We start from the raw sequence: 15,912 nt of genomic DNA on the forward strand, positions 1-15,912 counted from the left end.
TTGCTTTAACAGTGTTAATGTATAATCTGGTAATTGATATAGGGAATACTAATAGTAAACTAGCAGTTTTTAATAAAAAAGAGCTGGTTTATTATGAGCGATTAAAAGAGCTAAACGAGGATATTTTAGCACAAATAATTGAAAAGTACCAAATAAAAAATGCTACGGTTTCAAGTGTAAATGAGAATAGCGAAAAACTGAGTAATTTTTTAAAACAATCAGTTAACTACATTCCCTTCACCACACAAATTGCAGCAGGAATAAAAAACAATTATCAAACATTAGCCACTTTAGGGTTAGATAGATGGGCAAAAGTAATAGCCGCAAGTTGTTTATATCAGAACAACAACTGTTTGATGATAGATGCTGGAACATGTATAACTTATGATGTACTTACAGCGAAGAACGAATACTTTGGAGGAAGTATAAGCTTAGGAATTAACATGCGCTTTGAAGCACTAAACCATTATACTGGAAGATTACCTCTTGTAAAGTGGGATAAAGATAACGATGTTCCTGAAGGAACAAATACAGAAAATGCCATTAGAAATGGAGTTTTACAAGGAGTTTTGAATGAAGTTGAAGGTTTTATAGCCTTGGAAAACAATAGAAACAAGGCCCTAAAAATAATAATTACAGGCGGTGATGCAGATTTTTTGAACAAACAATTAAAAAACAGCATCTTTGCCACCCAAATTATACATGAACCATATTTGGTTTTAAAAGGATTAAATGAAGTTATTACATTATAATATGTACAATAAATTAAAATACACATTTGCAGTTTGCCTATTATTAACAAGCGTTATTGCAAATGCTCAGGTTACTATACAATCTCCATACTCTAAATTTGGGGTTGGAAACATCAAAGGCTCATTGTTGCCTCAATATAGAGCAATGGGTGGTATTTCTACTGCAGTATACAGACCTGGATTTTTTAACAATATCAATATGCAAAACCCTGCTTCTTATGCAGGTATTACCGCAACCACATTAGATATTGGTTTAACTGGTAGTCGTACAGAATTAAAAAACAGTAGTCAAACAGAAAATAGCTTTAATGCTAGTTTAAGCCATGTTGCTTTTGCATTTCCATTGTCAACTAAATCTGCATTAAGTTTTGGTATTTTACCTTATTCACAATTGGGTTACGATTTTAAGAACACTGTAAAAATTGGTACAACAGCTGCCAATACCAAAACAGTTGATTATAAATATACGGGCGAAGGTGGTTTAACCAAAGCTTATTTAGGTTATGGTGTTCAGTTCGGCGACCATTTTAGAGTAGGTGCAAATGTTGAATATTTATTCGGAAACCTTTCTGAAAATCGATCTACAGAATATGTTAACGAGCCTGGAGCAATTAATTCTCGTATGCAATCTAAAAATAGCATTGGCGGTGTTGGTTTTTCTTACGGTGCACAATATGACATTAGATTAGATAATAAAACATCATTGGTGTTTGGATATTCAGGCTCTGCTTCATCTAAACTAAACTCTGAAAAGAGCCAAGTGGTTACGCAATACTTTAATGATGCAGAAGGTAATGAAGATGAAGCTTTTGATACTTTATTATTAGTTCAAAATGCACCTACAAATTTGAAATTACCTTTGGTACATAACTTTGGGATTAGCTTGCAAAGAGATAACAAATGGTTAATCGGAGCAGATTATAGAATGGGCAAATGGTCTGGTCTTACAATAGATAACGTTAACCAAGGTTTGCAAGATACTTATGGTGTTTCAGTGGGTGGTCAGTATACACCAGATGTTACAGCAATTAATGGTTATTTTAAAAGAGTAGATTATAGATTAGGATTTTCTTATGATAAATCATATATCCAAATGAGCAACCAGGATGTTAAGCAAACTGCAATTACACTTGGTTTAGGGTTGCCATTATCTACACTCTCTAGAGGCTCCTTTTATAAAATGAACCTAACTGCAGAACTTGGTAAAAGAGGAACGGTTAGTAATGGGTTATTACAAGAGAAATATATCAACATCCATTTAGGCTTTACGCTTAATGACAGCTCTTGGTTCCGTAGATTTAAATTCGATTAATGAAAACGTCGGGTTTTAAATCTGGCATTTTATTTATCTTAATGCTGCAATTGTTAATGTATTCATCTTGTACTGATGATGATTTAAAGAATACAGCCACAATTTCTTCCAAAAAAATAACTTTAAGCAAAGACAGATCGTACGGTGTAGATGTTACCTACAGTGACTCTGCTCATGTTAAGGCTATAGGTTTTGCTCCAGTACTTGATAAAGTAACCCCATCTGTTGGTGCCATCTACAATGAAATGCCTAAAGGAGTTAAGATTGAGTTTTTTGATGAATTTATGAAAAAGACAGGGACAATTACCTCCAACTATGCCATCCAAAAGACAACAGAAAAAATTACCATCTTTAGAAAGAACGTAGTTGTGGTTAATGATAAAATAACCTTTACCACTGAAGAATTAACATGGGACGAAAATAAAAAAATGTATTTTTCTCCTTATGGAACTGTTACAACTAAGGATGGTGATGTAATTACCGGAACAGAATTCTATGCACCACAAGACTTTAGTACTTATAAAATAATTCAGGCTGCAGGAACTACATCAATAAAAGGTGATTTAACACAATAAATAAACAATTTTCAAAGCGCTATCTACTTAATTTTCATGGTAGATATCAAATTCAATTTAATGTTTCCATATTAATTGCAAATTTGTATCTTGCGCCCTCTTAAAAAAATAAAAAATAAGAAATAATATGGGAGTAATGACGTTCATGCGTACCAAGATGGGATATTTTCTAGTAGGAGGTATTGCAGTGGTATTAGCATTATTTGTTTTAGAGCCTCTGCTTCAGCAAGGTACCGCTATTTTCGGTTCTTCAAGAAATGTGGTAGGTGCTGTAGATGGGGAAGAAATTAAATACGATGAGTTTAATCCAAAAGTAGAACAAAGTGTTGCGCAATTTAAGCAACAATATGGTGGTAATGTAAATTCCCAAATGCAAGCTATGGCTATGGATAATGCATGGCAAGCAGAAATTGGTGCTATTCTTTTAAATAAAGAATATACACGTTTAGGTTTAACAGTTTCTGGAGATGAGCTTTTTGATCTTTTACAAGGTAAAAACCCAAGTCCACTTATTGTACAATACTTTGGTAATCAACAAACAGGACAAGTAGATAGAGCTGCAGTTTTAACCTCTTTAAAAGCACAAGCGAAAGATGTTAAATTAAAACAACAATGGGATTTATTGCAAGCTGAAATTGAAAAACAAGCTTTGCAACAAAAATATGCTAATCTTATTCGTAATTCCGTTTATGTAACTTCTTTAGAAGCTAATGATGAGTATATGAACCGTAATAAGTTAGCTAACTTTAAATATGTTAGTTTAGATTATAGTTCAATCTTAGATAAAGATGTAAAAATTACCGATGCTGATTATCAAGCATATTATGACGCTAATAAAAAACGTTTTGATAATCCAACTGAGACTAGAAATTTTGAGTACGTTAATTTTAGCATTCAGCCAACATCTGCTGACACGCTAGCTGTAAAAGCTCAAATAGAAAAATTAGCAGCAGATTTTAGAACTACACCTAATGATTCTTTGTTTGCAGCAAATAACTCTGATGTTAAAGTTCCTTTTACTTACATCTCTAAGGGAAAATTAGCTCCAGCTGTAGATTCAGTTATCTTTAATTATCCTGCAGGAAGTTTTTACGGACCAGTATTCTCTGGTAATTCTTACAAGTTGATTAAGGTTATTGCTAGTAGATTCTCTCCAGACTCGGTAAAAGCAAGTCATATCTTAATCGACCCAAGTAAAATAGGTGGTGAAGTGAATGCACTTAAACTAGCAGACTCTTTAAAATCATTGATACAAAATGGAAGTAGCATTGCAGAATTAGCAGCAAAATACAGCGTAGATGGTTCAAAAGATAAAGGTGGTGATTTAGGTACTTTTGCACGTGGAGCAATGGTTCCAGAATTTGAAAATGCAGCTTTTGATGGTAACACTGGAGATATAAAGGTAGTGAAATCACAATTTGGTATTCATGTACTTAAAATTGACAAGCAAATTGGTTCATCTAAAGTTGCTAAATTAGCTTACATAGAGAAAAACTTACTTCCAAGTTCTAAAACTAGAGACGTAGCTTATAAAAAAGCTTCTGCATTTTTAAACGAAGTAAAAAGTAATACTTTTAGTTCTTTAGCTCAAAAACATGGTTATACTGTTGGCGTTGCTGAAAAAGTTACACCAACTCAAGGTTTTGCACCAGGCTTAGACAGTCCACGTCCATTAATTAAGGATGCTTATGCAGCAGAAAAAGGCGATGTGCTATCTCAAGTGTATACAATGGACAATGGTTACGTTGTAGCGCATTTAACAGAGGTTCAACCGAAAGGACAATTGGCATTAGAAGATGTTAAAAAACAAATTCAACCAATGGTGATGAATGCAGTTAAAGCTAAATTGCTAACTGAGAAGTTAAATAAAGCTTTATCAGGTACTAGTAGCATTGATGCTGTTGCACAAAAAATTGGTAAAACTGTTACTCCTGTTCAAAATATGGTATTCTCAAACCCAATTATTCCGGGCCAAGCGCAAGAGAATAAAGTGGTAGGTGCTGTATTTGGCTCACAAGTTGGTAAATTATCTAAACCAGTTGAAGGAGACAAAGGTGTATATGTATTTACTGTAGATGGGTTTACAAACCCAGCCCCGATTGGCAATACATTTAAACAAAAAGAAACTATGATTTTGGGTGTTACCCAACGTTCTCTAGGAGCTGCTTTCCAAGCGTTACAAGAGAAAAGCGATATAAAAGACAATAGGGTGAAATTCTATTAATCTTATTTACGTAATTTTGTAACCGTTCCGAGTAACTCGGAACGGTTTTTTTATTTTTAGAGATATGGAAATTCAAGAGAATATTGTTAACAAAGTAGCGAGCAGTGGGTTAGTAACCTTAAACTTGGAAGAATATTTCCATAAAGGAGAACGCTTAGTGTATGATATTAAAGACAATCTATTTCATGGCTTAATATTAAAAGAGCAAGATTTTAGGACATTTATTAAAGAACACAATTGGGAGCAATATGCTGGTAAGAACGTAGCAATCACTTGCAGTGCAGATGCCATTGTGCCAACATGGGCTTATATGCTTTTGGCAAATAAAATGAAGCCTTTTGCTCATGAAATTGTATTTGGTAGCTTAGAAACCCTAGAAACTGTATTATACACAAAAGCATTAGCTAAGATTAATGTAAGTGAATTTGCTGGAGAAAGAGTAGTGATTAAAGGCTGTGCTGATTTAGATGTTCCAGTTTCTGCTTATGTAGAAATTACAGCATTACTCACGCCAGTAGTAAAAAGTATCATGTACGGGGAGCCATGTTCTACAGTTCCTATTTACAAAAGGAAGGACTAACAATTTTGGATTGCTTTTTGTTTGCACAATAATAGTGCTTTTTTAAACTGTTGATAATTTAGCACCAACACACAACAAGCAAAACACACAAATGAAAAAGATAATCCTATTATTCATCTTAGCATTATTCGGCCTGCCGACAATTGCTCAACAACTTCCTCTTAAAAAAGAGCCTATCTTTCAAGAAGGAGAAGTATTACAATATAAATTAAAATACGGGTTCATTACTGCAGCAGAAGCTACTATAAAAGTAATGGCTAGCGATTTAAAGTTTGATAACAAACCAACCTATAGGTTGGTTGTAGATGCACAGACTTCTGGTACTTTTGATATTTTCTATAAAATTAGAGATCACTATGATTCGTACATCGATAAAACTGATTTAACGCCTTATTTCTATCAAGAAAATATTCGAGAAGCAAGCTATAGACGTACTGATAAAGCAAGATTTTATCAAGATTCAAAGAAAGTAGTAGCTAATAGGGGAACCTTTTCTACACCTACCACACAAACATTCGATCTTGTTTCAGCCTATTATTTTTCGAGGAGCTTGGATATTTCTAAATTAAAAATAGGTGATGAATTTAAGCTGAACTATTTTTTAGGAGATGAAATTTCACAATTAGAGATTGCTTATATAGGTAAGGAAACCATAAAAACGAAACTAGGAAACATTCGCTGTTTAAAATTTAGTCCTTCTATTAAACCAGGGCGTATTTTTAAAAAGGACAGTAAATTGTATCTTTGGATCACCGATGATGGAAATAGAGTTCCGGTAAAGGCTGAAGTTGAAATTTTGGTTGGATCAGTTACATTAGAAATTAAATCTGCAGAGGGATTAAGATATCCTATAGGAAAATAGGTTGGTGTTAAGACAGCACTTACAAATAACGCATAAATGATAGAAGTACAGGGAGCCTTAGTTCATGAGGATGTAATAAGCGAAAACTTTGTTTGTAATTTGAATAAGTGTAAAGGTATATGTTGCATTGAAGGTGATGCAGGTGCCCCTTTAGAAGTAGCAGAAACAGCAATTTTAGCAGAAATTTACCCTAAAATCAAACATTTATTAGCACCAAAAGGCATTCAGGCAATTGAAGAGCAAGGCACTTCAGTACTAGATGATGATGGTGATTTAACGACACCTTGTGTAGATAAAAATAAGGAATGCGCCTATGTAACTTTCGAAAACGGCATAACTAAATGTGCAATTGAAAAGGCTTACGAGCAAGGCTTAGTAGACTGGAAAAAACCAATTTCATGTCACCTCTATCCAATTAGAATTACTAAATACCCCGAGTTTGATGTTTTAAATTACGACAGATGGCACATATGCCGTGATGCCTGTACTTTCGGCAGAGAATTAAAAGTTCCAGTTTATCAATTCTTAAAAGAACCATTAATTAGAAAGTATGGGTTAGATTGGTATACTGAATTAGAGAATTCAGTAAAATAAATTACTTTTGTCAGCAGTGCTTCAAAAATTGCAATAATAATTTCAAATCTTATTTATAGCTAATGAAAGGTATAATTTTAGCAGGAGGTAGTGGTACACGTTTGCACCCATTAACATTGGCTACTAGTAAACAAATGATGCCGGTTTACGACAAACCAATGATTTATTACCCCTTGTCTACCTTAATGTTGGCAGGAATTAAAGAAATTTTAATTATTTCTACACCCCATGATTTACCAAACTTTGAAAAGCTATTAGGTAATGGAGAAAGTATTGGCTGTAAATTTTCTTATGCAGTTCAACATGAGCCGAACGGTTTAGCCCAAGCTTTTGTAATTGGTGCTGATTTTATTGGGAGAGATAAAGTAGCTTTGGTTTTAGGTGACAATATTTTTCATGGCGATGGAATTGCAAAACTGCTACAAGCTAGTTCAGATCCTAATGGAGGTGTTGTATTTGCTTATCAGGTATCAGACCCAGAACGCTATGGTGTTGTAGAATTTGATGAAAATAGAAAAGCAATTTCTATTGAAGAGAAACCGGAGCATCCAAAATCGGATTATGCTGTTCCAGGACTTTATTTCTACGATAATTCTGTTGTAGAAATTGCTAAAAACATCAAACCTTCACCTCGGGGAGAGTACGAAATTACTGATGTAAATAAAGAATACTTAAAACAAGGAAAACTTAAAGTTGGCGTGTTAAGTAGGGGTACAGCTTGGTTAGATACCGGCACATTTACTTCCTTAATGCAAGCTGGTCAATTCGTACAAATTATAGAAGAACGCCAAGGCTTAAAAATTGGCTGCATAGAAGAGATTGCTTATCGAATGGGATTTATTACAGGAGACCAGCTAAAACAAATTGCATTGCCTTTGGTTAAGAGTGGTTATGGGGAGTATCTGTTAAGGGTTCTTAAGTAGTGCCTTATCAACTTACCATTTCAAAGGGTAAGCTAATTTATAATATAGCTTCATGACTAAAAGAAGATATTACAAAAAATCATATCAAACGGAGACTTAGTGTAACTTTAATACCTCATGCGCAAAAATAATTTCATACATTTACAAGCTTAAATAAGCTGTATTTATAAGATGAAAGTTGCCTTAATTACTGGAGTTACCGGACAGGATGGTGCCTATTTAGCAGAGTTTTTGTTGAAAAAGGGTTACTTTGTTCATGGTATAAAAAGACGTAGTTCTTTGTTCAATACAGATCGCATTGATCATTTGTATCAAGATCAGCATGAAAGTAATGTTCGTTTCAAGTTACATTATGGAGATTTAACTGATTCTACCAATTTAATTCGTATCATTCAGGAGACCCAGCCAGATGAGATTTACAATTTGGCGGCAATGAGCCATGTACAGGTGAGTTTCGAAATGCCAGAATATACAGCTAATGCTGATGGGATTGGAACTTTACGCTTATTGGAGGCTGTACGGATTTTAGGACTAACTCAAAAAACAAAGGTCTATCAAGCTTCAACTTCCGAATTGTATGGCCTTGTTCAAGCTGTTCCCCAAAGTGAGACTACCCCGTTTTATCCCCGTTCTCCCTATGCCGTAGCTAAAATTTATGGGTATTGGATTACAGTAAACTACCGAGAAGCTTATGGTATGTTTGCCTGCAATGGCATTTTATTTAATCACGAAAGTCCGCTAAGGGGCGAAACATTTGTAACACGTAAAATTACCAGAGCCGCTTGTAAAATAGCATTAGGCTTACAAAGTTGTTTATATCTAGGTAATCTATCTGCCCAACGTGATTGGGGCCATGCCAAAGATTATATAGAAGCCATGTGGTTAATCTTACAACAAGAAAAAGCAGAAGATTTTGTAATTGCAACAGGTGTTACCACTACCGTTCGTGATTTTGTGAAAATGAGTTTTGCTGAATTGGGGATCGAAATTGAATTTTCTGGCAAGGACGAAAATGAAAAAGGAGTAATTGTAGGGCTGGATGTTGAATTATTAAATAGTTTAGGCTTAGATCCTACTCAATTATTTTTAGGCACAACCGTGGTAAAGGTAGATCCTAAATATTTTAGACCAACAGAAGTGGACTTATTATTGGGGGACCCCACTAAATCGAAAACCCAATTGGGCTGGCAGCCAAAATATGATTTAGCGGCATTGGTGAATGACATGATGATTGCTGATTTACAATTAATGAAAAAAGACGAACATTTAAAAAATGGGGGATTTAACACCTTAAACTATTTCGAATAAGTTCATTTCTTTTACATTTCTATTCAAAAACATAGTTAATCTACTTTAACTTAGGGTTAATAGACTATTATTGCAAACATAATTGATTAACAGTACCTTAGCGTTATTATTTTAATGTTATTTTTTTGTTCAATTGTTGGGGTTTAAAAAATAAGTCCTTAACTTTCAGTACTTTTAAGATAGATTAGAATAAATTATTGCTCAAAATCCTCTAGTAAATTATGTTAAACTTTTTTAACAAGAAGAATAAGGTTACCGATATCTCTTGGTTAAGTGTAGATATGCATTCTCATATCTTGCCTGCCATTGATGACGGCGCCCAAGATGTGGCTTCCGGCTTGCAGTTTGTGAAAGCCCTCGAAAACTTAGGTTTTAATAAATTAATATGTACACCACACATTTATAAAGATTTGTATCCAAATACCAAAGAAACTATTGCTACGGCCCAACAACAGCTGCAAAAGGCAATGGACAAGGACGGGGTACAATTAACGTTAGGTGCGGCTGCCGAGTATATGCTGGATCAAGATTTTGGGAAAGATGATGACCTATGTACCATTGAAGGCAAATATTTGTTGGTAGAAATGTCTTACCTCAATGAAAGTCCAAATATTAGCCAGACCTTATTCGATATCCAGATCAAAGGTGTACAGCCTATTTTAGCTCACCCAGAACGATATACCTTTTATTTTAAAGACAAAAGTCGTTTAAAAAGATTCAAAGAAAAGGGTTGTTTGCTACAACTCAACTTGCTCTCTATTTTGGGTTATTATGGTAAAGAAGTGAAATTATTAGCTGAAGCACTATTGAAAGAAAATTTGTATGATTTCGCTGGTACAGATTTGCACCATGAGAAACATTTAGCAACGTTAACGGAAGCAGTGCAATCAGGACGTTTATTTGAGTTATTAGGACAGTTTCAGTTTAAAAACAAACAATTAATGGCTGTAAAGTCATTAGCTTAATATTGTTTCATTTAATTGTGTTTGGCTTGATTTTTGCTTTTGGTCGAAGTTGACATGCTAAATCTAAGTATAGCTAAATAATTACAATTAAATGTTTAAATTTGACGACGTTTTGCTCTCAATAAATAGGAAGCTTAATGTAACTCTCTAACAACTATGAATAAAAAAAATACCCAACGAAATTTCGTTTTCTTTACCTTTCTAATTTTAACACTTACTACGTTTTCTTCTTGTGTAAGTAATAAAAATATTGCTTATTTCCAGGATATACAAGGTGTTGACAGAGCTAAGCTTGAAAATGCTGTCGCATTTGTAGAACCAAAAATACAACCGGATGACATTTTAAGCATTAATATTTTTACCTTAAGTCCTACTAGTGGTGCAGTCGTTAATCAATCTGCTTCTACACCTGTGCTTGGTAGTAATACAGCTTCTGGGGGTAATCAATTAGTAAATGCCTTCTTGGTAGATAAAAATGGAGAAATTGAATTGGCTTTGGCGGGTAAAATTAAAGTGGCTGGTTTAACTACATATGAAGCCAGAGAATTGGTTCGTAAGGTTATCTCAAAAGACTATAAGGATCCTAATGTGCAGCTCCGTTTTGCCAATTTTAAAGTATCAGTCTTGGGTGAAGTGAATAATCCATCGGCTTATACCTTGCCGAACGAAAAAGTAACCATTTTGGACGCTTTAAGTTTGGCAGGAGATTTAACTATATACGGTAAACGTGAAAATGTATTGATTGTACGTGACCAGGATGGCAAAAAAGAATTTGCCCGTTTAAACCTCAATTCTTCAGAAATTTTTAATAGTCCTTTTTATTATTTGAAACAAAATGACGTTGTATATGTAGAGCCTAATAAAGCAAAAGCTTCTGCCAACAATGCACCTCAATTGCAAACTATTGGTATCATTACCTCAGTACTTTCGGTACTAATTCTAGCTGTCTCTGTTTTAAAGTAATTCAATATATATCTTACATGATTAATTCTTCCAACAACAATATTCCAAGTGATAATAGAAATAACGATGAAATTAGTATTGATTTAAAACAGATTTTAGCCAAACTTATCGATAAATGGATATGGTTTGTTGTTAGTGTTCCAATTTGCTTGTTAGCGACTTTTTTATATGTTAGATATACTGCCCCTATTTATCAAATAAATTCAAAACTTCTAGTTATTGATCAAGGCAAAGGTGGATCTGCTGCAGGTAAAGTGAGTGGATTAATGGATCTTGGTGGTTTGATGGGAAACAATAATTCGGTTGAAAATGAAGTGGAAATTTTAAAAAGCCGTTTTCTGGTTGAGCAAGTCGTTCGAGAAATGAATCTTAATATTGTATACAATGCTAAAGGTAAAATTGGAGTAAGAGAAATCTACAATCCACCATTTATTTTAGAGATTGTAAAGAGATTAGATACTATACAGGATATTCAGCTTAAGGTTGAAAAGTTTGGTGCCAACAAATTCAAGGTGATTACCAATGGTATCGAAAAAGAAGTGCTAGAAGGAGAGATTTTTACCTTAAATAATATTGGGCAGATAAAATTGATATCAAATCCAATTTTCACTTTTAGCAATAATGAATATTTAGTAGATATACATAGTTTGGACTCGCGAGTTGCTTCTTTGATGGCTAATATCACAGTTGCACCAGTTAATAAGCAAGTTTCTATTATCAATTTAGGTTTAAAATATCCAGTGCCACAAAAAGGTGAGGACATCTTAAATGTGCTCATCAAAAAATATACCCAAGCTAACATCAGCGATAAAAATGCCATTGCAGATAGTACTGGTAAATTTATCAAGGAACGATTAGCAGTTATTAGTGGTGAGTTAAGTGGTGTAGAAAATAATGTAGAAGACTATAAGCAGAAATTTAAGCTTGCAGATATGTCTGAGCAGGGAAAACTATTGGTGCAGACTACTGGGCAATTGACTTCTGAATTGGCAGCTGCAGAGACCCAAGTTTCTATCTTAAATCAATTGGAAGAGTATCTGAAAGATGAAGCTAATAACAAAAGGGTATTTCCATCGTCATTAATTGCGCAAGATTTAGTTTTTTCTAATATGATGAGCCAGTATAACGCGCTGCTCCTAGAGCGTGAAAAGCTATTATTGGGAGTTACCGAGGAAAGTCCATTTGTACAAAATATTGATACGCAAATTATAGGTTTAAGAAGAGGCATACTAAGTAATATCCAGAGTGCTAAAAATAGTGTTATGGTTACTAGAAATAGGTTACGCAATCAATTGAGCAGTGCAGAAGGTCAAATAAATTCAGTTCCAGCAGTTGAAAAAAATTATTTACAGTTGGCTAGAAATCAGCAAATAAAGCAGGAATTGTATATTTTCTTAATGCAAAAAGCGGAAGAGACAGCCATTTCTAAAACGGCAAACATGGCTATAGCAAAAATTGTAGATCCACCAAAGTCTAGTGTTGTGCCGATTAGTCCTAAAAAGAATGTAATTTACTTATTTGGCTTTCTAGCCGGCATAATTTTGCCTAGTGGTTTAATTTTCTTAAGAGAAGTTTTAAATGTATCTATAAAAGTTAAGGAAGACGTTAGTGGATTAACTAGGGTGCCTATTGTAGGGGAGATTAGTCATAATTTAAGTGATGATAATTTGATTGTAGCCAATCAAAGTCGATCTGCAATTTCCGAACAGTTTAGGGCATTACGTACAAATCTATCATTCTATCTAAAGAACGTAGATGAAAAAGTAATCTTATTAACCTCTAGCATGAGTGGAGAAGGGAAATCTTTTACAGCCATTAACCTGGGTAATATCTTAGCTTTAGCGGGTAAAAAAGTACTGTTAATGGAGATGGATCTACGTAAACCAGGCTTAGCAGTAAAATTAGGAATTGCTAATGATATAGGTTTTAGTAATTATACCATTAGAGAAGACATTAAAATTGCTGACATCATTAAACCATTAGCCATCAATAAAAACATGTTTTTCATTTCATCTGGACCATTACCTCCAAATCCGGCAGAAACGATTATGTCTGAACATACAGCCCCTTTAATGGAAGAGTTGAAAAAACAATTTGATTACATTATTTTAGATGCACCTCCAGTTGGTATCATTGCAGATGCCCAACTGCTGGCAAATTATGCTGATGTTACTTTATATTTGGTAAGACAAGGTGTAACTAAAAAAGATCAGCTCAAAATTGTAGAGGATTTATACCAAGCCAATAAAATGAAAAATATGGGTATTGTGGTGAATGATATTTCTGGTAAATATGATGGGTATGGGTATGGGTATGGGAATTATGGACAAGAAAAGGAACAGGGTTGGTTTAAAAAGCTAGTAAAATTAAAATGAAAAAAAAATCCATAGCAGTTATCGGACTAGGTTATGTAGGGTTACCTTTAGCCATTGAATTCGCAAAAAAATATGAGGTAGTCGGATTTGATATTAATCAGGATCGGATAGATGAGTTATCTAAAGGTGAAGATCGTACACAAGAAGCAGACCTAGAAACATTAAGCAGTGTAAAATTTAATAATGACATTGGCTTAAGGTTTTGTTCTAAAATTCAAGAAATTTCCAATTGCAATGTATTTATTGTAACTGTACCTACACCTATTGATCAGTTTAAGGCACCAGATCTAACACCTTTGCTCAAAGCCTCAGAAATGCTGGGTAAGGTTTTATCAAAAGGTGACATTGTTATTTACGAGTCTACTGTTTACCCTGGCTGTACTGAAGAAGATTGTGTTCCTGTTTTGGAAAAATTTAGTGGATTAAAATATAATCAAGATTTTTATTGTGGTTATTCTCCTGAACGTATTAATCCAGGTGATAAAGTAAATACTTTAACCAAAATCAAAAAAGTGACTTCTGGTTCAACCCCAGAAATAGCAGAGGTTGTAGATCAATTATATGGAAGCATTATCACTGCCGGTACACATAAGGCACCAAGTTTAAAAGTTGCTGAAGCTTCCAAAGCAATCGAAAATGCACAAAGAGATGTGAACATTTCATTTGTTAACGAGTTAGCTTTAATTTTTGATCGCATTGGTATCGATACTACTGATGTGATCGAAGCTGCCGGCACTAAATGGAACTTTCTAAAATATAAACCAGGTTTAGTGGGTGGCCACTGTATTGGTGTTGATCCTTATTATTTAGCCCATAAAGCAGAATCACTGGGCTATCATCCGCAAGTTATCTTATCTGGAAGAAGAGTGAATGACAACATGGGGATGTTTGTAGCTAACAAGGTGATTAAATTGATGATTGGCAAAGGACATTTGGTAAAAGGTTCTAAAGCTTTAATTTTAGGTTTTACCTTTAAAGAAAATTGCCCTGATACTAGAAATACAAGAGTGATTGACATTTATCAAGAATTACTGCAATTTGGCTTAGATGTAGATATTTATGATCCATGGGCGGATGCAGCTGATGTGAAACATGAATACAATGTGCCAATCATTAATCAATTAAATGGTACAGATTACAGGGCGATCATAGTCGCTGTGGCTCATGATGAGTTTTTGACAATAGACTTTCAGGCTTACAAGGATAATGGAGCTGTTATCTTCGACACAAAATCATTTATAGATAGAGATATTGTTGACGGAAGGTTATAGTAGAAATGATGTCAACTCAAAAATATGATGTTATTGTAATTGGAGCGGGCTTGGTAGGCTTGGCTACCGCCTATCAATTGAAAATAGCCAAACCTAATTTTAAAGTTTTAATAATAGATAAGGAAGATGGCGTTTCTAAACATCAATCTGGTCATAACAGTGGGGTCATACACAGTGGTATATATTATAAGCCGGACAGTTTAAAAGCAAAGAACTGTATTTCGGGTTATCAAGCTATCATCCAATTTGCTGAGCAACATGAAATTCCATATGATATTTGTGGTAAAATAATTGTAGCCACAGAGAAAAAAGAATTAGTTGGCTTACATAACATTTATCAGAGAGGCATAGAAAACGGCTTAGAAGGTTTAAGAAAACTTTCTGCAGCAGAAAGTAGGGAAATTGAACCTCATTGTGCAGCCTTAGAAGCTATCTATGTACCTCAAACCGGAATTATTGATTACCCTAAAATGTCACTCAAGATATTGGAGTTATATAGAGAGTTAGGTGGAGAAGCAATATTTGGTGAAGAGGTGACGAAGATACTCCAAAATACTGGAGAAATAATACTGGAGACCAGTGGTAATGCTTATCTAACAAAAAAAATAGTAAGTTGTGGAGGTCTATTTTCAGATCGTCTTGCTTCTTTAACAGAAGACGATAATAACCTTCGGATCATTCCCTTTAGAGGCGAATATTATAAGTTAAAGCCTGAGAAAGAAAGTTTGGTTAAACATTTAATTTATCCAGTACCAGATCCAGAATTTCCATTTTTAGGGGTGCATTTTACAAGGATGATTGGTGGGGGCATTGAGGCTGGCCCAAATGCGGTTTTGGCCTTTAAAAGAGAAGGCTATAAATTTACTGATTTCAGTCTAAAAGATATGGGGCAAACTTTAAGTTGGCCTGGCTTTTGGAAAATTGTAGCAAAATATGGACAGACTGGAATGGGGGAAATATATCGATCTTTATCTAAAGCTGCTTTTACACGCTCTTTACAAAAACTAATTCCAGAGATTAAACAAGATGATTTAATGGAAGGAGGAGCAGGGGTTAGGGCACAAGCCTGCGATAAAAAAGGAAATTTAATTGATGATTTTAACATTTTGCAGCATGAAAATATCGTTCATGTGAGGAATGCCCCTTCTCCAGCAGCAACATCATCATTAGCTATAGGGAAATTGATTAGTGAAAAAATTCTAAATTAA

General features: G+C 34.3%; 14 protein-coding genes. All 14 read left to right on the top strand.

Translation table 11 applies throughout. From position 1 onward, the window contains the following. The first annotated feature begins 17 nt into the window (after positions 1-17). The 14 genes from FA048_RS05370 to lhgO all read left to right on the top strand — a co-directional run bounded on the left by FA048_RS05370 (position 18) and on the right by lhgO (position 15,912). Positions 18-752 (top strand): type III pantothenate kinase, encoded by a 735-nt coding sequence (locus FA048_RS05370; RefSeq protein WP_136839172.1) that lies wholly within the window; start codon positions 18-20, stop codon positions 750-752. After that, positions 733-2,064: an OmpP1/FadL family transporter gene (locus FA048_RS05375; RefSeq protein WP_225872476.1), complete on the top strand. Its 1,332-nt coding sequence runs from the start codon at positions 733-735 to the stop codon at positions 2,062-2,064. The genes FA048_RS05370 and FA048_RS05375 overlap by 20 nt, the downstream gene beginning before the upstream one ends. After that, the gene (locus FA048_RS05380) at positions 2,064-2,639 is read left to right on the top strand and encodes an LptA/OstA family protein (protein WP_225872477.1); all 576 of its coding nucleotides are present in this window, start codon (positions 2,064-2,066) and stop codon (positions 2,637-2,639) included. The genes FA048_RS05375 and FA048_RS05380 overlap by 1 nt, the downstream gene beginning before the upstream one ends. Positions 2,640-2,766: 127 nt before the next feature. Then, entirely contained in the window at positions 2,767-4,863 is a 2,097-nt protein-coding gene (locus FA048_RS05385; protein ID WP_136839173.1) for a peptidylprolyl isomerase, read from the top strand. Positions 4,864-4,927: 64 nt separating this feature from the next. Next, entirely contained in the window at positions 4,928-5,443 is a 516-nt protein-coding gene (locus tag FA048_RS05390) for a DUF2480 family protein (protein ID WP_136839174.1), read from the top strand. Between the two features lie 91 nt (positions 5,444-5,534). Then, positions 5,535-6,305 carry a DUF3108 domain-containing protein gene (locus FA048_RS05395; protein WP_136839175.1) on the top strand — a complete coding sequence of 257 codons (771 nt, stop codon included), beginning with the start codon at positions 5,535-5,537 and terminating at the stop codon, positions 6,303-6,305. Positions 6,306-6,341: 36 nt separating this feature from the next. Next, entirely contained in the window at positions 6,342-6,899 is a 558-nt protein-coding gene (locus FA048_RS05400; RefSeq protein WP_136839176.1) for a DUF3109 family protein, read from the top strand. Positions 6,900-6,961: 62 nt separating this feature from the next. After that, positions 6,962-7,822, top strand: coding sequence for a glucose-1-phosphate thymidylyltransferase RfbA (rfbA, locus tag FA048_RS05405; RefSeq protein ID WP_136839177.1), 861 nt, complete (start codon positions 6,962-6,964; stop codon positions 7,820-7,822). Positions 7,823-7,993: 171 nt separating this feature from the next. Beyond that, the gene (gmd, locus tag FA048_RS05410) at positions 7,994-9,130 is read left to right on the top strand and encodes a GDP-mannose 4,6-dehydratase (RefSeq protein ID WP_136839178.1); all 1,137 of its coding nucleotides are present in this window, start codon (positions 7,994-7,996) and stop codon (positions 9,128-9,130) included. A gap of 221 nt (positions 9,131-9,351) precedes the next feature. Next, the gene (locus tag FA048_RS05415) at positions 9,352-10,095 is read left to right on the top strand and encodes a tyrosine-protein phosphatase (RefSeq protein WP_136839179.1); all 744 of its coding nucleotides are present in this window, start codon (positions 9,352-9,354) and stop codon (positions 10,093-10,095) included. Positions 10,096-10,251: 156 nt separating this feature from the next. Continuing rightward, positions 10,252-11,058, top strand: coding sequence for a polysaccharide biosynthesis/export family protein (locus FA048_RS05420; protein WP_136839180.1), 807 nt, complete (start codon positions 10,252-10,254; stop codon positions 11,056-11,058). A 17-nt stretch (positions 11,059-11,075) separates the two neighbouring features. After that, positions 11,076-13,433 (top strand): GumC family protein, encoded by a 2,358-nt coding sequence (locus FA048_RS05425; protein ID WP_136839181.1) that lies wholly within the window; start codon positions 11,076-11,078, stop codon positions 13,431-13,433. Then, complete coding sequence (locus FA048_RS05430) at positions 13,430-14,704, top strand: nucleotide sugar dehydrogenase (RefSeq protein ID WP_136839182.1); 1,275 nt, start codon at positions 13,430-13,432, stop codon at positions 14,702-14,704. Before FA048_RS05425 ends, FA048_RS05430 begins: the two co-directional genes overlap by 4 nt. 5 nt (positions 14,705-14,709) lie before the next feature. Then, a complete protein-coding gene (gene lhgO / locus FA048_RS05435; RefSeq protein WP_205943421.1) occupies positions 14,710-15,912 on the top strand; it encodes an L-2-hydroxyglutarate oxidase in 1,203 nt (400 codons plus the stop codon).

Source organism: Pedobacter polaris, from assembly GCF_005116505.1.
GTDB classification, from domain to species: domain Bacteria; phylum Bacteroidota; class Bacteroidia; order Sphingobacteriales; family Sphingobacteriaceae; genus Pedobacter; species Pedobacter polaris.